This window comes from Psychrobacter sp. H8-1 (assembly GCF_904846575.1).
GTDB lineage: Bacteria > Pseudomonadota > Gammaproteobacteria > Pseudomonadales > Moraxellaceae > Psychrobacter > Psychrobacter fulvigenes.
The window spans coordinates 1,501,204-1,525,712 of the sequence record NZ_CAJHBG010000001.1 but is presented as its reverse complement, the minus strand read 5'-3'; the positions used below and the strand labels follow the sequence as shown (position 1 = coordinate 1,525,712).

The window sequence follows — 24,509 nt, the reverse complement described above, 5'->3', positions numbered from 1 at the left end:
AGGATATAAGTATGAATGCACAAGAATCGGTTTATCAAGCCTCAGTAGTTCTAGTGCAGCATTTCTCTAGCTGTATTAAACGAAAAAAAGCAGGTATTCCATCAGGAGTGCACTCTAGGATTTTATCTCATATTCTTCACCCAGAAGCGGAGTTTGTTGCTGTCGGAAGATCACAAGCGGTCGTAAATGGAGCAACTCCTTATCCAGAGCATATTGTTCCGTGCTCAACTATAATATGGGAATCAATTCGCTTACTTGAAAAAGGAAAACCAGAGGAGGAGGTTGCTAAACTAATAGCTAAACATTGGAAGATTGTATTCATCTCCAAAAACGAAGCAAAATTTATTGATACTAAAAAGGGGCTAAATCTTCAACGTAGTATGCCTAAAGATTGGGATTTTGAAACTGATGATAGCTTTGCGCGCTTAGATTTAGCTGAAATAAAGGTTTTACCACTAGATTAGAGTTAATAATAAGACTTAAAGTTAAAAGCAAAACTCCTCTATTAGCAATAAGGTAAGGATACAATATCCATGTTTAGCATAATAAAAGACTGGCGCGAGCAGCGTATATTGGATAACAGCGAGTTTACTGATGCAGATTGGATGCAGGCTGCTGAGCGTATTGTCATACTTGATAGGTTAGACAAGGATGAAATGTCTCGTTTGTTTGAGCTGGCGACATTGTTTTTGGATGACAAATCTATTAATGGCGCTCATGGTTTTGAGATTACAGATAGCATCAGGCAGTCTATTGCTTTGCAAGCCTGTCTACCTATCTTAAACTTAGGGCTTGAATGGTACGCTGGCTGGTCGTCAGTCATCATCTATCCTGGTTCGTATAAAAGCGAAACCAAAACAGTAGATGAGTTCGGTATTGTGCATGAGGGCACCCAACATCGTAGCGGAGAAGCGTGGCAACGCGGGCCGGTCATATTGTCATGGAAGGATGCCAAGCACTCAGGCGAACGTGATGGTCACAATGTCGTCATTCACGAGTTTGTGCATAAGCTCGATATGCTTAATGGCCGTGCTAATGGCTTCCCGCCACTACAGCCCGATATGAACCCTGAGCGTTGGACTGAGGTTATGAGCCGAGATTTTGAAGACTTCCAAAAGCATCGTAAATCAGGATTAGATCGTTATGGTGCGACCAATCCCGCTGAATTCTTTGCGGTGCTTAGCGAAGTGTTTTTTGAGACCCCACGAAAACTGGTAGACGCTTACCCTGATATTTATGAGATTATGGTGAAGTTCTTTAAACAAACGCCACTATAGTTCATATATAAATATGAATATATGGTAATAATATGAAACAAACAAGGGCAGTGCATCGTATGTGATGCACTGCCCTTTGTCATAGTAAACGTTAAGCGCCTCTGACAAAGATCGAAAATAGACTTTTTTTGATAAAGGTGTGCACTCACAGTCAAAAATTCTGCACTGTCAGCCAATCTATTTGCCAAAAACCCCGTTATAGTAAAAAAGCTTAGTCATTAGGATGGATGACAGCCAGACAAAGAATGAGGGTATTTGTAAACATAAACGGCCACATCGGCCTATTTTACATATCACTTTTACATAGTCTCTCATATCTTCTGATATAAATTACTAGACAGGGAGTCTCACATGAGCAACGCTCACACTTCAATTGATCCTATTTCCTATTACTTTGTCCGTCGTACGGGGTGCCTTAGAAACGGCACAGCGCGAGATGACGACAACTTTAGAAAAAACCACCCGCTCTAGTGTCTTCAACCTAGCTCACGATTATAGCAACGCGTTGTTTGATCATCTGCCTGAGATGATTTTGCAGGGTCAGGATATTCCTATTCATTTAGGTTCACTCATGCCCGCCATGAAAGCCGTTGCCGAATATTATGGCGATGATATTCATGAGGGCGATGTTATTTATCACAACGATCCTGTGATGATGGGCAGTCATATACTAGATTGCTGTATGTATAAGCCCGTATTTTATCAGGGCGAGTTGGTGTTTTGGACAGTGTGTAAAGGTCATGTCACTGATATTGGTGGCCCAGTACCGGCAGGCTATAACCCAGATGCCAAAGAAATATATGCCGAAGGCCTACGTATCCCGCCCATCAAAATCTGGGAAAAAGGCGTTAAACGCCGTGATGTCATCAACTTAATTCACAGTAATATGCGCTCTCGTCGCAACCAAGAAGGCGATCTCAATGCCCAGTTTGGGGCTTGTGCGGTTGGTGAGCGTAACATGATTGCGCTGCTAGACAAGTATGGCGTCGAGACAGTACGCGCGGCAATTGAAGAGCTAAAAAACATGGCTGATACCCATATGCGCTCTTTAATCGCCTCTATCCCAGATGGTCAGTATCATGGCGAGGCGGTATTATAAGACTCGGGTCACGGTTTGGGTGATTTGACCATCAGCGCTGATATTGAGATTACAGACAGCGATGTGCACATCAAGATCACCAGTCCGCCGCAAGTGCCTTACTTTATTAACTCCTACGCGGGAAATTCGATGTCTGGTGTGCTACTGGGGCTGATGATGTTTGCGCAAGTAGATCCTCCTTATAACGAAGGGCTGTATCGCTGTGTCACCGTAGACTTAGGCGAGCATGGCACGCTGTGTAATGCCAAAGAGCCAGCGCCCCATGTCAACTGTACCACCACACCGATGGAAACCTTGACCGATGCGGTACGTATGGCATTTGAAGATGCTGCCCCAGATCGGGTGATTGCCTCTTGGGGTCATGCCTCTGGCATCAATATCTCAGGTATCGACCCAAAGACGGGCGAGCAGTACGTCACCATGATATTAGCCTCGATCATCTCTGGTGCGGGTGCGACTCAGCAAATGGATGGCTGGCACGCTTGTGGCCCCTTGTGCTGCTTCGGTGCTCTGAGCTCAGGTGACATCGAGCTGCTCGAGTATCAGTATCCCATCTTGATTCATAAGTATGGTCTGGCAGAAGACAGTGGCGGCGCTGGTGAGTATCGTGGTGGTTGCGGCACGGTATGGGAAGTTGAACCTCTAGGTCATGAAATGACGGTAGTCGCCTTTGGTGAAGGCCGCGAGCATCCGACGATGGGCGCTGCAGGTGCTGAGCAAATCTCACCTGAGCTGAAGCTAGGACGCTTGGAGATTATCCATAAAGACGGTGTCACTGACCTATATAAGCAAAACACCGTGACCGAAATCCAACCTGGTGACCGTGCGCGTAATACCAACCCTGGCGGTGGCGGCTACGGCAGCTCGTTTGTTCGACCCATTCCAGCCGTATTAAAAGACGTACAAGAAAGAATCATATCAGTAGCAGCGGCTAAGACTGAATACGGAGTGGTGATTGACCCACAAACACTGGCAGTCAATGAAGCCGAGACTGACGCGCTACGTCGTAAGCTGACGGCATAACTATATAAAAATCAAATGGCAAATGGTAAATGACCAAATAACATTACGACACTGAACTGATATTAAATAATTTGAGTTAAGGATGACTTATGAAAAATGATTTCCGAATTGGCGTCGATGCTGGCGGGACGTTCACTGACTTTGTACTGGCAGAAAAAAGCGGCGACGTGCATCTGTTTAAAGCACCGTCTACTCCTGAAGATGGCACCTTGGCCATTGCCAATGGCTTACAGCAAATCGCCACCCAGTTTGACCGTCCTATCGAAGAGATTATTCAAGCCTGTGATCTATGTATCAATGGTACGACCGTGGCGCTCAACGCCTTGATTCAGATGAAAGGGGTTAAGGTCGGACTATTATATACCAAAGGCCATGAAGACAGTATCGAGATACGCTTAGGCCATAAAGAAGAAGGGCACCGCTATGATGCCAGTTACCCGCCAGCGCCACAAATCGCTACCCGTGATCGTCGCTTTCCCATTCGCGGCCGTATCTTAGCTGATGGTACTGAGCATGAACCACTAAATGAGCAAGACGTCCTCGATGCCATCAAAGTATTGAAGGAAAAAGACGTCAAAGCGGTGGCCATCTCTTTTGTCTGGTCTATTCGCAATACCCAGCACGAGCAGCGCGCAAAGGAGCTGGTTGAGCAGCATATGCCGGGGGTGTTTGTCTGCTGCGGCAGCGACGTATATCCGCAGATTAAGGAATATACTCGTACCTCAACGACACTGGTCAATGCCTATTTAAGCCCAGTCATGGCCTCTTATGTCCATAAGATTGATGATTATTTTAAGGCGTTAGGCGCAGAGCAGCCCGTGCGTTATTTTCAATCGAATGGCGGACTTGCGGTTGGCGAGATCATGCGTGAACGGGCAGTGAATGCCATCAACTCAGGGCCAGCGTCAGCACCGCAGGCCGGTCTGTATATCGCCAGTCCTTTTGGTATTGACGATATCATCACGGTCGACATGGGCGGCACGTCTTTTGACATCACCATGGCAAAATCCGGTAGAACCAGTCTCAACCGTGATATTGATTTTTTGCGAAATCGCATTGGCGTGCCGATGATTCATGTCGAGACCTTGGGCGCAGGCGGCGGCTCTATTGGTCATGTCAATACCTTTGGTATGTTAGAAGTCGGCCCTCAAAGTGCTGGCGCCACCCCTGGGCCGGCGTGTTATGGTAAAGGTGGCGAGCAGCCAACGGTGACTGATGCCAACTTGGTATTGGGTTATCTACAGCCCAATGCGGTGTTAGGCGGTAGTGTGACCTTGGATAAAGAAAAAGCAGTACAAGCGGTACAGACGCATATTGCTGATCCACTGAAGATTGATCTGGCTCACGCGGCTTTTGGTATCAGTGCCATCGTCAACCAAAACATGTCCAATGCGATTCGCCGTATTACTATTGAAAAAGGTTATGACCCGCGTGACTTTACCCTGATATGTGCTGGCGGCGCGGGCGGTATGCATATTATCGCGCTTGCTGAAGAGATGGGTATTGGTACTATCTTAATCCCCAAGATAGCTTCTTGCCTGTGCGCCTTTGGCCAAATCATCTCTGATATCAAGTATAACTACTTGGCGACACAAATGATGATCATCGCCCCCGAGGCAGATCTGCATGATCTCAATACAAAACTACAAGAGCTCGAAGAGCAAGGCGTACAAAAACTACTCGAAGATGGCTTTACAGATGAAGACATCTCTATCGAACGTACCATGGAGATGCGCTACGTCGGTCAGGTACATGAATGTAATGTGCTGATACCAAACGGCAAGCTCGATGCTGAGAGCGTGCAAACCATCTTGGAGTCGTTTCATCAGCGTCACAAAGAGTTGTATACCTATGATGAGCGTGATAGTAAGGTTGAGCTAGTCAATATTGAAGTGGCGGTGATTGGTAAGATTAGTAAGCCAAAGCTACCAACTCTGCCTGCCCAGAAAGGTGACATCAGCCAAGCTCAGATTGACAGTCGTAAGATGTTATTTGATCAATCTTATGACTGGATCGACACGCCTATCTATGATGGCGAACAGTTCGGAGCTGGCGCTGTGGTCACTGGCCCTGCGCTTATTCAAGAGCCAACTACGACTCTGGTGATTAAGGACGGCTGGCAAGCAGAGCTGCATGAGACTGGGACCTATAAGTTGACCAGAGCGGCATAAAACAAAATTTAAGCTTTGTATTAACGTTAAGGCGTCAGGTATTGAACAGCGTTCAGTTCCTGACGCCTTTTTTGGCTTTATTTAGAATATAAAAGAGAATCGTTCATTATTAACTGCTAGGATATCAGTACAGTTGTGTACCAATTACTGAGTATTCAAGGATGACTGCAAATCACAAGCCAAACAACCCTCAATACACTGATCAAAATCCATCAGTTGAGTTATCGGTCACTGTCAAAGATACCTTAGATGATAAGAGTGTTTTAGACACCTCTGTGTTAGCGATACCACCGATAGGTAGGGTGCAGACACTAGACGCATTTGACTGGAAGCGCACCATTAATGATACTTATTTTGATCTTGATGTCAGCTTCAGGCAGCCAAATAAGTTTTCTGGTTTTTTGCAGCATTCTAAGCTGTTAGATATAGGCGTGTCGCGTTATTATGCTAATACGGTGCACTATGATCGCGGTGTGCAGAGCTCTGATTATACTGACGACAGTATTTTGATTACGTTTCCTATCACAGGCGATGTGCATTTTGCCCAAAAAGGACGGCAGCTGACTTCTAAGCCTGGGCAGTTCTTTATTGAGCTATCCAATTTACCTTACGAGTTTTACCATCTGCATGAAGCGTCGCTATATGTGATCAAAGTACCGCTCGCATTACTCACTGCGCAAATACGCACCATAGAGCGCCAGTTTGCCCGTAGCCTATCTATCGATGAAGGCGCTGGCAGGCTACTGGTTTTTCAGATGCGGCAAATACTGGAGTTTATGCAGAGCCATCAGCTAGACGATTTGGAGATAAAAATACTAGAGCAGCAGCTACTAAATCTCATTGTATTAACGTTGAGTGCACCTAAAGAAGTCATGATGAGTAACACTTCTTCTATACAGTCGGTGCATTTAAAACGTATCGAGCATTACGTATATTTGAACTTAGAAAACCCTGCTTTGACCCCAAAAAAAGTCGCCGCTGCTTGCCATATTTCTGTCAGATACCTGCACAAGCTTTTTGCTGACCTGCCTTATAGTTTTTCAGAGTGGGTAAAAGAGCTGCGTCTAAAACAAGCCAATCATATTTTAAAGAGTAAAAGTTATGTGACCATTGAGGAAGTCGCTCATAAAGTAGGCTATGGCGATCAAAGTTACTTTTCGCGTATCTATAAATAGTATTTTGGTTATACGCCTCGGGATACTTCTAAGCTGTGATATGCTGTCATATACAGACCTTGATGCTGTTTTTCAAGGAAAATTATTAATAAATTAACAATTATTTACAAAAATAAGGGGTGAATTGCTCATTAAGTATACAAATTGTGCTATTTTTAAGTAAATCTTGATTGTTTTATAAGGCAAGCAAGGTTCTAAGAGCACTTGAATAGGAAGGTGACAGGATGTCGATACTTCTCACAGAGTACTACCAAAACCAAGGTATTCCGTACTTGAATGTGCCCAAGCCTATTCAAGACTTTATCGAACACTTTGAAATCGATATTGAGTCGCCAGAATCCTCACCAGATGTATTGATCGTATCGGGCAATCTGAAGCCGACTGATTCTTATGCCTTCCCAAAGACATTGGATGTCGGTATTGGTGACTTGACGCTGCCATTAACCAATGGCGGCTTTCCCGTTAGATTGATCGCCATGAAAGACGCTAATGGTACGGTCGACGGTTGGCAATTGGAGATTTTTTTATCAAATCTAATACTGACAGTAGAAGGGCTACGCCCCGCCATTTATGTTCCTGAGCAGGGTACTGCGCCCAGACATTTGCTTGCTGATCCTAAAAATAACAAGGTCCAAATCATCGGGCAGTCTGCTTGGTTACGTCTCTCAAGCCCCGTAGGAACATCAGGAGTAGACTTTTCATTTGTTGAGCAACCTCAGTCGGCAGAGGAGCTTCAAGGCTCACAAGCATTTTCTTCGGTCTTTTTTAGCCCTTCATCTTTTTTTATTGGATCCTCCGACTTTGGCCTGATAGTCGGCAAGGTCGTCTTTGATTTTTCAGAACAGCTGTCTCCTGCTTTTATCTCTAATGCTAGTGTGGGACCTGACTGGATGGGGCTTGCCATTCAAGAAGCGACATTTTATGCACCGCGCAACTTACCTTTGGTGGGCGATCTATCAGGGGGCGTACGTGAGGTTTTGTTAGGCAAGCCCTTTGGGCTTTATGGAGAGCTCGAAGTTCAGTTTGGTCGTAGTCCATTAGACCCCAGTACCTTTGAGTTTAGGCAACAAGACATCACCCCCGATATACCATTAGAAATAGCGGGCTCAGGATTGTCGCGAAAAGTTGAGATTGTGGCCACACAAGAGGAAAACGTGTTGATAGATGTGGCATTGACCGCGGCTGCGCCTACGCCTGATGGAAACCGTTGGACGGCGAGATGGACTTGGGGAGATAATGCCTCAGAGGAAGGATTGACAACCACAGGCACAGCTTGGAATACCCGTAAGCTCATCGTTGAGCCTATTGAAATAATCGTTGAAGAAGATCAAGAAACGCGCCTTCGTCATCCAGCCATTACTTTTCGGTTTAAGGCTTCTGGCACTGCACCAACGACAGTGAGAGCACATTTTGATAACAAGCCTTACGAAAAAGTCATTCATGTTAGTGGTACTGCCGCGGATATCAGCACCATTAAATGGTATGCAGTGCCTACACTACCTGCTGATGGCAATGCTACTCATACAGATAACAGTACTTATCAGTGGGAGCTGACCAATACTGCATTAAGCAAAAGCGGGCAGGGAGTGGTATTTGACCTCAGTGAGGTTGATGCCGATGAGTCTGAGCTATTAGGGCATCACACAATCAAATTGACCAAAACAACAGTCGTCGGTAGTGCTGAGACCAAGCAAGTCAACTACTTGCAGTTAGAGATATTGGCTGCAGGTGACCTACTGTTTGGTACCCAAAATGGCGTATTTAGCCACACAGATGAAAACAACCCCGTCAAACTTGCCGCTGTCGAAGCAAATTATGAGCTTTCTGCTTTTCTCACTCGAGGAATATTAATCTTTCATCCCTATCGAGCCGCTATCCTACCCACCAATCAGACCCAGCTAGACTTGCCAGCTGACAGTCTGGCTCAGGTCATCATAGCGCATCCTCTAAGCACTGAAACCTCTAGCTCCAGCCCCAGTATCGAAAGCAGTACCCTTGACCGTCATATTCAGGTGTTGATGGAATATAGTGAAAATCGGGTTTTACAATGGGGTAATAAAAACCCTGGTATTAATACCAAGCCGTCATTTGCCAATGAGGCAGATTTGCAAATACAGCTGCTTGCTTGGGCGGCCAAGTACCCTGGCGCAACTTTTGTTGTTATTGGCCGTTGTGATGATATCGGACAAGAAAAACCTAATATCGAGCCTGATGCCGCCAATATCGAGTTGGCAAAAAAACGGGCAAAAAAAGGTCTGGAGTTATTGACTAAGCTACTGCCTGGCGCTACAGGCGAGGTCATTGCCGAAAGTCAAGTTTGTGCACGCGGCGAAACAACCGATTGGCAGGCAAACGCATGCAGGGCTAAAGAGGCCAGCTTGGCCGATGCAGTCATGATGCCAGAGGAAAAGGCGGAGGCGATTAATGCTGCCTTTAATTATGGTTGGCTGATGAGGCATAGATACCCAGAGCACCTCAATTGGGTCAACACCTTAGACAAGAGCAAGGATTACGAACGTTTTCGGCAACAGTACCGCCGCTTTGATATCTATGCCATTGGTGGTCAGCCAACGGCAGAGGCCGTCATTATCGATGAAGTCACTAACACTACGGATACCGCGAATTTACGGCGTTCTATGATCGCCTCAGTCGATAGTCGAGCTGCGCCTACCGTTTCTAGTACCAATGAGATGGACTATCGAGTAAAATTGGTAGCGCGCTGGGCAAGTCCTTATGTGACTCAGCTAAAAGACGCCATTCCTGTTTTGGCTGAGGCAGAGTTTGCTTGGACACCAGATACCGTGCCTGCCATAGAGGGCCAGCCAGTACTGAGTAGTGGTACAAAAGTTCTGACGGCTTACGCAAAATGGATACACGATGCGCACACTGGCTTTACCAATACCACGCTAGGACTACGCTCAGAAGGCGATGCCGATGGTTTGCTATCGTCCGAAAATACAATCCTCGTTTCAGCGTTAGCTTTTGGTCCAGCCCTGCTCTCGACGGTAGACTTGGACCAAGACGTCATCGGCGCGGGCGGGCGTCTGGCAGCATTAATTGGTGTCGCTGTCGCTGGTGGCAATTATTTCGTCGATAACGGCAAGGTTGTGCTAATGAGCGTAGAAGCACAGGCTCAGACCAGCTCGATTGCACAGCCTACACAAGGCTATCAAGTCAGCCTGCTTAGCGATTACGTCTGTACCATTCATGCTGACAGCAAGGTTATGGGCATACAGACAAAAGCCGATCGGCCACTCAAAATACGCTATAAATCCGTTGGTGTTGAGTTTGATAACACCAAAACTGAGTGGGAAAAAATCGGGTTGGTATTTGATGACCAAGTCTCGATGGAGATTGAAGACTCAGGCCAATGGCAGATCGATGGGGTGTTAGCAGACCTGTTACGGATTGTCGATATTAGCTTTGGTACAGGTTCGATATGGGTAGAGATGGGTATTGCTGCTGCGCTCGATATTGGGATTGTAGAGATCTCTCAAGCTATTGTTAGAATCACCTATACAGACGCCTCACCCAAGTTTGAGTTGCGCGGCTTTGAGATTAAGGCGGACATACCCAATATCTTGACGAGTGTCGGCAATCTGAGGATAGCGGATGGAGGATTGATCAGAGCAGGGGTAGCGGTAGATATCGCCCCGCCTGTTGGCTTAAGCGGTAATGCAGCGCTGGCGATGCAAAAAGTAAACGCCTCTGCTACTACCCCTGAATATGTGTTTTTATCCCTTCTGCTTGGGGTGCAGTTCTCAACGCCTCTGCCGATAGGCCCAACTGGCATGGCGATATATGGATTCATAGGCAGTTTCACGATGCATGGCCGCCGTAATATGGGTACAAACGCTGATCCAGTAGCAAGGGAGCTGGATTGGTGGGCCAAACCTGCTTTTGATAAATACACAAAAGCACATGGGCAATATGCCTTAGGGCTCGGTGTGGTCGTAGGAACCTTGCCCGACTTAAGCTTTAGTTTCTCAGCCGCTGGCATGTTAGTCATGGCCTATCCCAACCCTGAAGTTATTTTAGGCGTCGATGTCAGCTTATTAACATTACCTGATACCGAGGCTACTGACGAAGGGGGAGCCGCTGGAAACTTAACAGGCTTGATTGTCATTAATGACACGGCGATAACGATCGCTGTTTTGGGCAGATACGAGATAGACAATCTACTGAGTATCAAAGTACCGTTTGGCGCTTACTTCCCAAGCGGGGGCAAGGGCACCTACGTTCGCCTGGGATCAGATGGTAATACCGATATTGCCAAACCCAGATACGGCGAGCCTATTACCCTGACGTTGTTACCGACTACCATCAATGAGCGGGCTTGGGCGTTTTTGATGATAGAGCAAGACGGCATAGAGGCACTACATGGCAATTTAGACTTTAGCTTCGATGGCTTTGCCGTCGGGTTTGGGGCTGGCTGGGGAATAGATTGGGGATCAGGAAAGATAAATCTATCAGCCTCAGCAACTATACTGGTGGGCTTTGGCACCAAGCCACTGATGATAAAAGGCGGTATATTTGTCAATGGTGAGCTGAATTTAGGCCCTATTTCTATCTCTGCTCGCGGCTCATTGACACTCACCTATATGAATGACAATGTTTATTTAGACGGTGAGTTTTGCGGAGAAGTCGATTTATGGTTCTTTAGCATCTCTGGCTGTGTCGGTGTCAGTATCGGTAGCAGTCATAGCTTAGAAGCGCCTGAGCCTCCTGCTCCACCGCTGGTTTCGATCACTTTAACCGATCGACATAATAAAATCATGGGCATGGCCGCCAAGGTAAATTACAATGATGAGGTAGTCTTAAAAAAACAAGCTATTTTTAAAATTGATGAGAATGGCAATAACATCGGTGCCAAGCCAGCTGACAATCATACCGTATGGCCAGATACTGCACCTGTGCTCCAGTTTTCACACTATATCCATAACGCCTTATCAGCAGATGTACAGTTTGCAATTGAGTCAACACCCATCCAGCCCAAGTGGTTTGGTAGCCATCAATTAAAATACACGTATCGCATGGACAAATTGACCTTATCTGACGTGACAGATCCTACTAACAAAAAATTGGTGGGTGAGATAAGCGTTGGTCAGTCTAAAAAACTACAGTCCACTTGGATGACATCCCCTTACCGTCAAAGCAATAGTAGCGGTGATAACAACCCGCTGCCAAGCGAACATGAAGGTCCGAACCTAAAACTCCTAGACATGAACGCCCTGTCTTGGGTAGCCAATATGAGTAATGGCGCAGAGGGCACTGATGGTGACCCTGCCAAAACCATCGAGCAAGTATGTGAGCCATTACCAGCGCCTAAGCATGGCTGCGTGTTTGGGCAGTCTGCTCGTAGTATCGGTCAATTCAAAATAAAAATAATTCAAACCCCAAGAGCCACAACCCCTTATCCCAGCCGCTTTTATGTTGTCGGTCAATCGGTCAATCGTGCATTTGGTCGTCTTATCGCTGGCAGAGACTTGGCGCAATTGCTGGCAAGTGCTTCTAACATAGCGCTGCAACCAGGCCGTATGATTGAGCTGCCAAGAGCCATCTCACGACATGGCACAGCCTTACGTCAAGGCTATAAACTACCTGCCATTCAAGTGATCGATCAAGACACAGCGCTTTGCCTGCCCATGCCATGGGAGGCGATGTTTGATAGACAAGTGCTAGACCCGATCGTCACCTTGCTGGTATGCCGAACCAGCACTTACTCTACTATAGCAAAAAAGAAGTGTGAAGCATTTGAGACCATCAAGCCTTATGGCTCAGGTCTTAGCAAAACCAAGCTTGAGCTGACCGACATGACCATAACAACGGTCAACCCTAATCACAACTTTAGTATCACGGATAGTGTGGATAAAAGAGTAGCGCCTGCGCGGGCAGGAAGGGATGGTCATGCAGACTTGTCTTTCCCTGATAGTGGTATCTATGTGTCGTTTGCTCAGCCTGGTAAACAAATAGAAGCTCGCTTTATGATACTTAAGCCTAAAGATATTAAGGTGCAAGGCTATAGCGAGCAAGGTGATAGGATAGTGAGTAAGACCCTAACCAGCACTCGGGATGAGCCCCTGATTGTACGCTTAAACGCCCGTGATCCCATTCAGCGGATCAAAATCACAGGGGGTGGCAATGCAGCGGTCTTATATCAGATCTGTGTGATACCCACTAACGACTTGATAACCGCAACTGAGCCCACTGAACCAACAACCAAGCTTATCTGTGAGCGCTTTAATGATTTAAAACCAGTATCGCGTCGGCAAAAGACACTTAAGCACAGTATTTTTTATATCACCCCTCTAGAGGCAGATCGTTATCTACAATTGGTAGATGCTGTAGATCAACGTAGAAAAGTACCTGTAGTCGGCCGTGATGGCTCATTAGATATTGCCCTTCCTGATACAGGTATACACGTCTCTTTATCAGCGCCATGTCACTATCTCGAGCTGTGGGTGGTGAGCTGGGCTAAATCCTCGATTAAGGCACAGGCGTTTAATAAGGATAAGAAAGTTATCGCCTCTATGACAGTATCAGGCGGCGCAAAAGAGTTTCATCGTATACAACTTGATCCTGAAAATACTGAGGACGGCATCACTGCTTTTACACTGCAAGGCGGTAGGAGTGAAGCTGTCCTTTTCAAAATCTGCTACAAGTTACCTGTTGAGACTGGCAAAAAAAGACGACTAGCGTCTTTATTGGATGCAGAGCGCATAGATATCAACAAGGTGATTGCCCATACTCAAACCACGTCTACAGAAGCAGATTCAGCAACGACGTCTAGAGTGAATAGCAAGATCAGCGGTGTGCCAAAGGTTACTGGGATTGTAAACGATGACCCGTCATTAATGTGGGATTATAAGATCATCAATTTGCCGACACTAGCAGATGACTGCTATCTGGTCGAATATCGCCCTGCGCCTAATAACAGACAAACTGCTTGGAACGGGTTTGCGATAGAAAGTCAGCCTAATTTTGATGTCAGCGTACTGTCAATATGCGCAATAGATAAGCTGGCAGTAGACAATCAAGAAGCCGATCAAGCCGCTAGGCAGAGCCTGCAAGAGAAAATAGAGCATCTATTAATAGAGCTGGATGCTAATGAGCGCCGTGAAATCCTATTAGATGCAGGCTGTACTTATGAGATAGCCTTGGACTGGTCATGGCAATCATGGCAACCAAAAGATGATGAAACCTCTCCACCAGATCCTGTAGCGGCAGATTGGACGGCAGGGGACTCACAACGATTCCAGTTTGCCGTAGCAGAGGAATCAGCGCTAGCTGATGATACCCAAGATGGGCTAAACGAGTATATTTTTGACCCAAGAGATATCGCTCGTTATCTCAAACTGGTCGAGCCTGACAATGGTCAGATAGCACATTTTACGGAGGATCCATTATGGGTGCATTTTGAGACTGGTCACGTTGAGCAGTTGCTGGCACGATATGATCGAAAGCTTTGGGTAGAAGTAAAACGTACAGATCCACCGCCGCAGTCTACCTTTAGTAGACTGCAAGCAATACTGCAATCCTTAAAACCCAAATCTCTTGACTGGCTCAATGCACCCGATCAGCTCAATAGCTTGGGATATCAGCGCATTAATGAGGCAGTAATGCAGTCACCTTGCTTACCTGATAGTACTTTGATGGGTGGGGCGTCGCTACAAGCCAGCTTTGAGCTGGAGCCCAATGCCATGTATGACTTCAATCTTATTGCATTAAAAGACGATGAAAGTGATCCTTTGGTGATATCAGCTTCTAGATTTAAAACCTCTATTTACGCGGGAGCTGACGAGCTGATCGAGCACCTAGGGTATGATTTAAGCGGTTCAGTCAATCCATATTACCCAAGTGATATTATCTTACCTAGTGGTACGGTCATAGCAAATAGTGATTTGCAGGTGTCTGACAGCCTGATAGATGAGCTCTTAACTATAATGGGCGTGGATATCTTACCGCTACCCGGGCGTCATCCGATGACTTATGCCGTTTGGTCTCTTACCGATTCTAATATCCACTCTCATGGCGATACCAATAGCAGCTCATGGCGACTTGAGGGTTTGTTTATAGACAGCCTAGAGCCTTTAAAACGTACTGGTGCGGTAGCCAGTGATGATAAGGCGATAATAAAAGACACGTTGATGCTAAACAAGGCGCTTATAAGTGGTCAAACGCTTAGTGTCCACAGTGCCAATAAAAACTGGACACGGGTGTTTTTAAAGCCTGCTCAGCCACTGCTGATATCAGATACAACCTCTCATATTGCATTGGTATTTATGAGTAAAGAAGGCATTAAAACGGGTAAAAAAACCATCAGCAATCAACCCGCTATTATCAACAGAGAGGGCTTATAACATGTTGCCATTAGTGAAACCAGGACTCTTTAATGCCCAAGCGCTGTCAGTTGATAATAACGACTCTCATCTACATAAGGGCAACTATATTAGACTTTCGGCGCACCCAAAACTGGGGTTGCCAGTCGCGCCTTTTGTGATTAAACGTACCGTTACCACGGCCAAAGATTTAAAATACCGTAATTTATTGCGTACGGCAGCTGTCTTCATCGACTCGATGGGATATGCTCTGGAGCCACCTTTTGATGTCACCCCTGATAATCCTGTTATTGCACGAATACCGTTACAAGCAGATGAGGTCTGCCTTTGGGCACAGGTTTTGGTCAAGCAGCCATCACGCCCTATATATAAATTTATAGATCAGAAATATGAGCGAGTACTAAACCCATTAAACAGAGTAAAATTTTTGGGTGGTAAGCGGCTGCCTGACACTGTCTTTGATAGCTTTGATAGGGTAGTCGATTACAGTAGGCGTAAGAAACCCTCAGTAGGCAAGTCATCATTACAGTGTGAAGCCTTTGTTAATACAGCCAACAGCGGACTTGCGTCAATTGGGAAGCGCTCTCAACATCGCTATGTGTTCAACTCACACAATATCACCGAGATTAAGATCACAGGAGTAGGTGAGGTAACAGGCATAGAGTGGATAGAAGCAAAAGAGCTGACCCAGCAATCACAGGGCAAAAAAGCCATTTCATACTTTCAGCCTTATGCTGTGCTCAATTTACCGCATGCCGGAGGCTTACGATATCTGTCACTACCGAATGCCGAGCGCCGCGCTTTTGAGCGTGTCAAAGCGCAAGCGCCTAAACGTCGACCGCTGCAAGAGACACTTAATACGCCTGCACCTGCTACCGCGCCGCTAAGTGATGATAGGTTTGAGAGTCGGCGAGTGGCTTCTTTATATGAGGGTATGGATGATGATTTAGAGTTATTACTCACAGGCAGCGACTCGCCATTTGCACAGACGATTGAAGAAGACATCATTGATGAAAATGCCACCCCAATTGGCAGCAATAACATATCGCGCTTAAGTTATTTTAATCAATTACAGATAGATCCTGGTACAGCTGCCCTTATTGGTTATAAATTATACGATGATACTCCAGCAGCTTCTGATCATGACATAGTCATCTATCAAATCAATGGTTTTTTTAACGACTACTCAGAGCCGATGCGCTCAACAGGAACAGGTAAAATTGCAGAGTGGCTAGCGAAATTAAATAATGAAGATCTATTATACAAACTATTACTGAATGATATTCCGCAGCCTTACAAAACAGCTTCGTCAGAAACCGTGATGGATTGGTACGTAAAATTGACGGAAGGTAAGTCAGAGTTTATGTTAAATAGACGTGTGTTGCAAAACTTTGCAAACACCAAGCGTTATATTGGTATAAGTACCATCGTCATTGCCGATCAGGGCTCTATTTTAGATCAAGTGAATGCGCCTACTATTAACAAAGCGGAGCATGTAGATTGGCTTCCCGCTATACCTCCGCTAGCTAAAAGGCATGTCAGAGTGGATTTAGCAGATACCTTGGTAGCAGGGTTACTGGCCGCTGGCAAGCAGCCATTGATTAAAACAGGTCAGTATCAAGCCCTAAATAGAAAGAATGCCAGAAGATTTCACATGCCAATCGTATTATCAATCAATACCAATAGTAGTATTGGTGACGTTGTCTCTGAGCCAGGTACAGGGTTTATCAGTGATCGCCTTGCCGTGCCTGAGGCGATCAAGTATGCAGTGGCGCAGCAAGACAGGTTTGGTCGTTGGTCAAACTGGACTTTTATCACAGCAGCAGCAGGTCCTCGTCCATATCCGCCACGTCCACAGCTTCAGGCGTTTTATACCATACCGACAGCCGAGGCGGCGGCAAGTGTCGGCGGTGAGATACTGATCAAAGTACCAGTGCCAGACTCTGATGTATTGGCGCCTGGCAGCTTCTTACTCAAAAAATTAAACCTAAGTTTGACAGATCTATCTACTCAAGAGCGCACTACCTTAACGATATTAGAATCCACAAAAGTTATTGTTGATAGCCTTCATAGCAATGCTAATAACAGCACTCATCACGACCCTAATCTTGATAACTACTGCTTGATGATCACTGTTACCGCACCGACACTTGAGCCAGCAGAGCAGCGCAAGATGCGTATCGTTGCCACGTGGCAAGATACCAACAATCGATTGTCAATGGAATCTGAACCCCTGACGCTGGTATTAAATGACCCACGGCCACCTGCACAAATAGATATTGAAAATACAGTTCAATATGCGGCACGTCCAGATATAACAGGTGTCAGTTGGATCGAGTATCGCTGGCAACCAAAAGATAAGCAAAGCACTTTTGACATATATTATACCGATGAAAACCGCTTATTAGCGCAGTTAGAGGCTTTGGGGAAGGGGGGTATATTAAACGATGCAGCCACTGCAGCGGATCGGGCAGCGATTTATCGTGAGCACCAAGCGTTTTTCCACGATGCCTTATTTGAAAAGCTAGCAGATGTGCAGGTGGTTTTTAATGCAGAAGAGGTTGGGTTTCGTCATGGCGTGTCAGGCTCATTAAAACTGCTCAACTTTTATAAAGTGGCGACAATGGCATCCACAGGAGCAAAGCCTGACCTAAAGCAGTTGGATATGCTGATATATGCCATTCCTAATACTGATCCGCCAGCTAGCCCTAGTATCTCGGTAACGCAAGTACCTGCAGAGCCATCTGAGCCTCCTTATGTCGCCAAGGTAGCGCTGACCTTAGAATCTGGAGTAACGCCAGGTCATCGCTGGCGCTTGAGACGCTCTTCTGTTAGCAGTAGTAATATACAAGACATGCTCATCGTTGCACAAAACTTGCCACTAGAAAACACCACAACGGGGCTACAGACAGCCATCTATCGAGATGATGGTAGCGTCGAAGTTGCAGCGACTGCACAGTTAAAACCTTGGGTTGAATATAGCTGGGTTGCAGAAGTACAAGCAGAACCAGAAAGCGAAACGGCTTCTAGTGTCGTAGCTGGACGTTGGAGCCGTGCATCAAACCCTGTCAGCTTGATTTTAGCACCTGCTACTGCGCCAAGCGCTCCGAGCATCGAAGAGATAAAAGGGACAACTGGCCCAACAGGCCTTAAAGAGGTTCAATTAATCGTCGATCATGAGGATGACTTATCTGGTGGCAAAGTAGGTAGCTATCGCATCCAAATAAGACGCAGATTAGCTACAGAACAAGCATTTGCTGTGATTAGTGAGGTCAAGGTATCAGGTAGAGGACCTTTTGTGATTAATGATGTTTTAACCGACCTTGCAAATGAAGAGGTTCCTTTTGGAACAGAATATCAAGTTGAACTGATTGACCCCTTAGGTCGTATCAGCGTAGCGAGCGCGATTGCAGCAGTAAATGCGATATAAGAATTGGTTTACTACAATATATGTTAAAAAGTGAATATGCTAGTGGTTTTTAATAGCACGAGACTTTGTGGCAGAATACAAAAAAAGGGCAGTGCCTGATAGATACATTGCCCTCAATCTTTAATATTTTTCATCATCTAAACAATCAAGCGCCTATACTGTCCATTGTTCATTAATAATAGCAACTAGGTAGCGTTTTCCCTGATACTCATCAAATACCAAACGCATGATGCGCCAGTCCATACCGTCAAACTCTTCTGTTCCCTTATAGTAAAACTCAACAAATTCTGAGTTTTGATATATATTTTTTAAGTTGTTTATCATGTTTCCATTTTGCTTAAACTCATTAACACTCAGGGTAGATTCATTAAACTTATCAGCATCGACCCAAGTCTCCAAATAATCTGGTAGTGGAATGACTAAGGGATCGCCAGTACCGTCACGTTCACCCCAAGTAAAGCGAATTTTAGATTCTTGTAGATATTGGGCAAACTGGTCACGGCTAAAGACTTTATCTGACTCTGGACGTACATAGGCATACATCGAAAAACGCACACCGCGAGTTGGATGGATGTCGTTGGTGATTCTGGCATAGTCGTTATTGGCAAGCGCACGTTGGATACGTAATGCTTGCTGTCTAAGCGTTTGCTGACTCATGTCAGAGACGACAGGCGCTGATGAATTGCCGTTTTGATGATTGGGAATGGTCGTGTTGGACTCAGCAGAAGATTGACAGCCAGTTGCAGTTAGGATGGATGCGAAACACACAGCAGCAGATAACTTATATAGACAAGACTTAGAGATACTAAGGCAAGATGACGGCATCATAAAAATATCCTTATCGTAACTAAATTAAGTTAATTGAAATTATAATCAGTACTGCAATAAGCTTTGATTGAACAATGCTTGATTAAGCGTACAATGAATATCCTTACTAAATTAGCAAACATTAGGAGGGAGTTTTGTAATATTTGGTTTACAGAATACTCTCAAAGCTGTTAGTTTGTTTTCGCATAATGTATATTATGTTAAATGATGGCTGTGTGGTGTTGAGTTCATGATATCTGTTTAATGCCTTCTAGCTCAATAGCAACACATAGTCTACAACTTATTATTCGGTTCTTACTTTGACCTACTTCACTATCTATTTATAGTTAAACAGTTCTTACGATCTGCCTGGGGTTTTTGTACGCCTAAATATTTTTGGACTATAGTGTATTTTTGATTTAGCTCAATGTACTTATTAATACCAATAATGCGTTCAAATCTTGCCAGTACACCAACTTGCTATTCGGTGATTCCCACATGCTTTGTATTGAAGTATTATCAAAGCAATTGTCATGTTCTGATCTTTATCTTTAGCCTCTAAAATTATTGACCCCTATAGTCAAATCTATATAAACAAACTTGATATATTTTAGTTAGGCAGCCTGACGATAGAAACTCACCCACATCTGCATCCGTAATCTAGAGCTCAAAGGAACTACTAAAAACTGACTTATTCCATCTATTATCATTTGTCATAACGTTTCTTATAAAGATAAAGATTAGTTCCTCATACAGACATTCAGCTACTAGTATAGCTGAATGTCTAAATTAGTTAACCCTACACTTCTTCAACCTTCCTAAGTTGATTAGAGTAAAGTAATGTATTTAGGTATCTGAATGTACTTCTCTAGCAATCATCCCGTATTGCGCAAACCTGCTGCTAAAGCATTGATACTGCGTACTAAAGTATCTTCAACAGCAAGATCACCGTCATTACCAGTAGCATCTTTTTGTCTGGCACGTTTTAACAGCTCGATTTGTATATAGTTAATTGGATCTAAATAAGCATCTCGCCATTCAAGGGAAGCGGCAAGATTCTGCTGATGCGCCAATAATGAGGTCTGATTAAGCAGGGAGTTTAAACCTGAATAAGTCAGCTCATGCTCGTCAGTCACCGCTTTCATAATCTGTTCACGTAAAGTCTCATCGTCACATAATTGGCTATAGGCATGAGCAATACTCATATCAGACTTAGTAAACGCCATTTCAATATTGCTAATAAACACGTTAAAAAATGGCCAGTAGTCAATCATTTCCTTCATTAATGCTTCATCATCGATGACGCTATGCAGTGCACTGCCAACGCCATACCAAGCTGGCAGTGTAAAGCGCGCTAATGACCAACCAAATACCCAAGGAATGGCACGCAAAGTGGTTTTACTTGGTAGGCCTTTATTACGGTGCGACGGACGTGAACCAATATTTAATAAAGATATTTCTGCCACTGGCGTCGCTTGTGAGTAGAATTGATAAAAGCCTTCGGTATGGTCAGTCAGCTGACGATAATGCTGTTCACCCGCGTCTGCTAAACGCGCAAAGAGTGCTTCGTAATGTGGCAACTCAGGCGGTTGTATTACAAATTTTGAGGAGCAAGCTTTGAGCGTGCCAGTGATACCCATGGTCAGCTCAAATACCGCAGTATCAGTGTTGGCATATTTGGCATAAAGAACTTCGCCTTGTTCGGTCACTTTGATTTGCCCATGCAGTGTACCGGCAGGTTGCGCCGCAATTGCTTTATGGGTTGAGCCTCCACCACGACTGACTGAGCCACCACGGCCATGAAACAAGCGGGTTTTGATACCATATTCCTCAGCGATACGGTTAATGGTTTGCTGCGCGCTATACAGCTGCCATGCAGAGGTGATAATACCGCCATCTTTTGATGAATCTGAATAACCCAGCATGATTTCTTGCGTGTTATCTAAGTGTTGCAGCAACCCTCGATAAAGCGGATTATCCAAGACGGCAGGTAAAATCTTATCGATATTTTTAAGGTCTTCGATGGTTTCAAACAAGGGTGCGACGGGTAAGTCAGCGGACAGTTGCCCTTCGTCATTCACTGTACATAAGCCTGCAAAGCGCATGAGTAGTAACACTTCTAATAATTGACTGGCGTTATTGGTCATTGATATGACGTAACTGCCGAAAGTATCTTGCCCGACCAGTTTACGTAAGGTTGCCACAGAGTTCATCAAAGCCAATTGTTCGCGTGTTTTATCACTCAAGTTATCGGTATAAATGAGCGGTGTACCGGGCTTTTCAAGTAAGCGCGTTAGCCATTCTTGGCGCTCAGTTTCAGTGAGCATTTGATAATCTGGCAGATTAGAGGCATTGGCAAAAATATCAGCTATCACCTCGCTATGATAAGAGGACTCTTGACGAATATCGAGCGCTGCCAAATGAAAACCACAGGTTTTGACCAAACGAATCATATCAAGTAATAAGCCTTCGCCATGTGCCGTATCGTGAGTATTGACACTTTTCCGAATGATGCGTAAATCTTCTAACAATTCTTGCGGATTGGTGTAAGCATCTTTTTCAGCCTCGCTATCACTACCTTTGCTTTGAATATGGCTATTAGTCGATTTTATTTTGGCAAGAATAATCGATAACAGTCTTCGGTACGGCTCATTGTTGTAATCGTCAGTATTGTAATCAAAGACTCGTCTGTCGAGCTCACGATAACTTTCAATTTTTGTATACACGTCAGGTTCGATAGCGACAATTGTATCGCTGTGAATCAGTTCACGACGCAATTTTTTGATCAACACTTGATAGTGACGCAAGACGGTATTGGCATGCATCAATACGGCCATTTCTGTGGTGTCATGAGTGACAAAGGGATTGCCATCTCTGTCACCACCGATCCAAGAACCAAAGCTCATGAACGCCGGTAAGGGATAGTCTGTTAGCTCAGGATAGATATCAACAATGGCGTCTTTAATATTACGGTAAACTTTGGGAATGGCGCTGAATAAACTGGCATTGAAATAATGCAGGCCATTATTGATCTCGTCATAGACTAAAGGTTTACGCGTCCGTACTTCATCAGATGACCATAATAAATCAATGGTTTGCGCCGTTTGTTCTTTCGCTTGCTCATAGGCGAAACTGTTTTCAGGAAGATTATTCAAAGCATCGCTATGCTTGAATAAACTCTGCAATAGATTCATCGTCGTACGGCGACGCGCTTCAGTCGGATGGGCGGTGAACACTGGGATAAATTTTAGTTGCTCAATCAGCTCTTGCATTTGGGCGGGTTCAATATTGCGCTCACGACATTCAAGCAGCGTACGCCGAAACGAGCCTTCCCAGCTATGTTCCGATTGCATACGCAAGGCTTGACGTTGTTCTCGTAAGTAATTTTCTTCACTGAGATTGGCTAAGAAGAAATAGATAGAAAAGCTGCGGATGACATTTTTTAAGGTTTGGTTGTCTAACGAGGCAATAAAGTCGATGAGTTGTTGCTGGTTCGCTGCGTTAGGCGCCCGGCGTTGCTGGATAAAACCTTGGCGTAGGGTTTCAATCGTGTTGAGTGTTTGTTCGCCCGTTTGCCGAGAAATCGCCTCTCCTAGAAATGAGCCTAATAAGCTGATGCGTTCACGTAGTACGTCGTTATCAATAGTCATCCTTGATCTCCTGATCAAATTCATTCAAATATAGTCGTGCGGTCTTAAATGTAGGTTTTCTATGGTGTAAGCCATTTAACCTGTTTATGTGGATCTCGAAGCTCTCGCTTCTCATCAGCCAAGACGTTGTCAGCTTTATGTATTAATCATTTATTTTTTGGTGATACTGGGTCAGCCATTCCTGTAATGGTATATCTGTCTATCCCTAGTCAGCCAACAATATTATGAGTTTCATTATTACGATTGATGACTAAACTAACGGCTTCAAGTTTAATTCTCCAGCTTTACTAAACAGTCAGAATTAATATCAGCAATCGTTTTGGCACCAGTCAAGGTCATTGCGACGCGTATTTCTTTATCTAGCAGTTCTAACAAATTGCTTACCCCTGCACCGCCATCCGCTGCTAAAGCATAAATAAAAGCGCGCCCTAGCATGCAAATATCAGCGCCCAAAGCCAACATACGCACAATATCTAAGCCATTACGTATACCAGAGTCGGCTAAAATTTTAATCTCTCCTTTAACTGCATCGGCAATAGGAGGCAGAGCACGTGCACTGGATAAAACACCGTCCAGCTGTCGCCCACCATGATTCGATACGACTATGCCGTCGGCTCCAAAACGCACCGCATCTTTGGCATCTTCTGGGTCCAAAATACCTTTGATGACCATAGGCCCATCCCAGTACTCGCGAATCCAATCTAAATCTTTCCAAGAAATAGAGGGGTCAAAGTTATTACCTAGCCAGCCTATATAGTCTTCCAATCCTGTTGGCTTACCTAAATAAGTAGAGATATTGCCCAGATCGTGCGGACGGCCATTTAGCCCTACATCCCATGCCCATTGCGGATGCGTCATAGACTGTAAGTAACGGCGCATAGCAGCATTTTTACCGCTCATACCAGAGTGCATATCTCGGTAGCGTGCCCCTGGTACTGGCATATCTACCGTAAAAACCAAGGTCGAACACCCCGCCGCTTTGGCACGCTCCAAGGCATTTTTCATAAAACCTCGGTCCTTTAATACATAAAGCTGAAACCACATCGGACGGTTAATTTTAGGCGCTACTTCTTCAATCGGACAAACCGAAACTGTCGACATGGTAAACGGAATGCCTTTTTGATCGGCTGCCATAGCGGCCTGCACTTCTCCGCGGCGGGCATACATACCTGTCAGACCCACGGGTGACAACGCGACAGGCATAGACAGAGTTTCATTAAATAACTGCGTCTCGAGACTAAGCAGTGACATATCATTTAGTACACGTTGTCTAAGGGCAATTTTCGATAAATCTTCAACATTATGTTTTAAGGTATATTCCTCATAAGCACCGCCATCTATATAATGAAATAGAAATGGTGGCAGTCGGCGCTTGGCAGCAGCCCTGTAGTCGTTTGGAGATGAAATAATCATACGCTTGCCCTTATTCTGTTAAATATCTATGTAATATTTTTGAATCTCTAATTGTTTATTGATTAGTGCTAAACGATGGATGCAATTGGCTTATTTTTGAAGCGGCAAGCTCAACCCACACTCAC

General features: G+C 45.0%; 9 protein-coding genes and 1 pseudogene. 7 read left to right on the top strand and 3 right to left on the bottom strand.

Going from position 1 to position 24,509, the window contains the following annotated elements; all coding sequences use genetic code 11:
• Positions 1-11: 11 nt before the first annotated feature.
• The 7 genes and pseudogenes from JMY01_RS06245 (at position 12) to JMY01_RS06215 (ending at position 18,514) form a co-directional block, all read left to right on the top strand.
• The gene (locus JMY01_RS06245; protein ID WP_201574762.1) at positions 12-464 is read left to right on the top strand and encodes a hypothetical protein; all 453 of its coding nucleotides are present in this window, start codon (positions 12-14) and stop codon (positions 462-464) included.
• A 69-nt stretch (positions 465-533) separates the two neighbouring features.
• The gene (locus JMY01_RS06240; protein ID WP_201574761.1) at positions 534-1,277 is read left to right on the top strand and encodes a zinc-dependent peptidase; all 744 of its coding nucleotides are present in this window, start codon (positions 534-536) and stop codon (positions 1,275-1,277) included.
• 373 nt (positions 1,278-1,650) lie between these two features.
• Positions 1,651-3,399, top strand: a pseudogene (locus tag JMY01_RS06235) (hydantoinase B/oxoprolinase family protein).
• Positions 3,400-3,488: 89 nt separating this feature from the next.
• Positions 3,489-5,570 carry a hydantoinase/oxoprolinase family protein gene (locus JMY01_RS06230; RefSeq protein WP_201574760.1) on the top strand — a complete coding sequence of 694 codons (2,082 nt, stop codon included), beginning with the start codon at positions 3,489-3,491 and terminating at the stop codon, positions 5,568-5,570.
• Positions 5,571-5,731: 161 nt separating this feature from the next.
• The gene (locus tag JMY01_RS06225) at positions 5,732-6,745 is read left to right on the top strand and encodes an AraC family transcriptional regulator (RefSeq protein WP_201574759.1); all 1,014 of its coding nucleotides are present in this window, start codon (positions 5,732-5,734) and stop codon (positions 6,743-6,745) included.
• A gap of 224 nt (positions 6,746-6,969) precedes the next feature.
• Positions 6,970-15,105 (top strand): hypothetical protein, encoded by an 8,136-nt coding sequence (locus tag JMY01_RS06220; RefSeq protein ID WP_201574758.1) that lies wholly within the window; start codon positions 6,970-6,972, stop codon positions 15,103-15,105.
• Position 15,106: 1 nt separating this feature from the next.
• A complete protein-coding gene (locus JMY01_RS06215; protein ID WP_201574757.1) occupies positions 15,107-18,514 on the top strand; it encodes a hypothetical protein in 3,408 nt (1,135 codons plus the stop codon).
• Between the two features lie 153 nt (positions 18,515-18,667).
• On the opposite strand, the gene JMY01_RS06210 is transcribed toward JMY01_RS06215, so the two are convergent.
• The 3 genes from JMY01_RS06210 to lldD all read right to left on the bottom strand — a co-directional run bounded on the left by JMY01_RS06210 (position 18,668) and on the right by lldD (position 24,384).
• Positions 18,668-19,342, bottom strand: coding sequence for a hypothetical protein (locus tag JMY01_RS06210; RefSeq protein WP_201574756.1), 675 nt, complete (start codon positions 19,340-19,342; stop codon positions 18,668-18,670).
• An 854-nt stretch (positions 19,343-20,196) separates the two neighbouring features.
• Positions 20,197-22,971 carry a phosphoenolpyruvate carboxylase gene (gene ppc, locus JMY01_RS06205; protein WP_201574755.1) on the bottom strand — a complete coding sequence of 925 codons (2,775 nt, stop codon included), beginning with the start codon at positions 22,969-22,971 and terminating at the stop codon, positions 20,197-20,199.
• A 270-nt stretch (positions 22,972-23,241) separates the two neighbouring features.
• Positions 23,242-24,384: an FMN-dependent L-lactate dehydrogenase LldD gene (gene lldD / locus JMY01_RS06200; RefSeq protein WP_068408375.1), complete on the bottom strand. Its 1,143-nt coding sequence runs from the start codon at positions 24,382-24,384 to the stop codon at positions 23,242-23,244.
• Positions 24,385-24,509: the final 125 nt, after the last annotated feature.

What these genes read in the sequence shown, in the direction of transcription:
- JMY01_RS06245 (WP_201574762.1), top strand. Translation starts at nt 12, where the DNA reads ATGAATGCACAAGAATCGGTTTATCAAGCCTCAGTAGTTCTAGTGCAG.
- JMY01_RS06240 (WP_201574761.1), top strand. Translation starts at nt 534, where the DNA reads ATGTTTAGCATAATAAAAGACTGGCGCGAGCAGCGTATATTGGATAAC.
- JMY01_RS06230 (WP_201574760.1), top strand. Translation starts at nt 3,489, where the DNA reads ATGAAAAATGATTTCCGAATTGGCGTCGATGCTGGCGGGACGTTCACT.
- JMY01_RS06225 (WP_201574759.1), top strand. Translation starts at nt 5,732, where the DNA reads ATGACTGCAAATCACAAGCCAAACAACCCTCAATACACTGATCAAAAT.
- JMY01_RS06220 (WP_201574758.1), top strand. Translation starts at nt 6,970, where the DNA reads ATGTCGATACTTCTCACAGAGTACTACCAAAACCAAGGTATTCCGTAC.
- JMY01_RS06215 (WP_201574757.1), top strand. Translation starts at nt 15,107, where the DNA reads ATGTTGCCATTAGTGAAACCAGGACTCTTTAATGCCCAAGCGCTGTCA.
- JMY01_RS06210 (WP_201574756.1), bottom strand. Translation starts at nt 19,342, where the DNA reads ATGATGCCGTCATCTTGCCTTAGTATCTCTAAGTCTTGTCTATATAAG.
- ppc (WP_201574755.1), bottom strand. Translation starts at nt 22,971, where the DNA reads ATGACTATTGATAACGACGTACTACGTGAACGCATCAGCTTATTAGGC.
- lldD (WP_068408375.1), bottom strand. Translation starts at nt 24,384, where the DNA reads ATGATTATTTCATCTCCAAACGACTACAGGGCTGCTGCCAAGCGCCGA.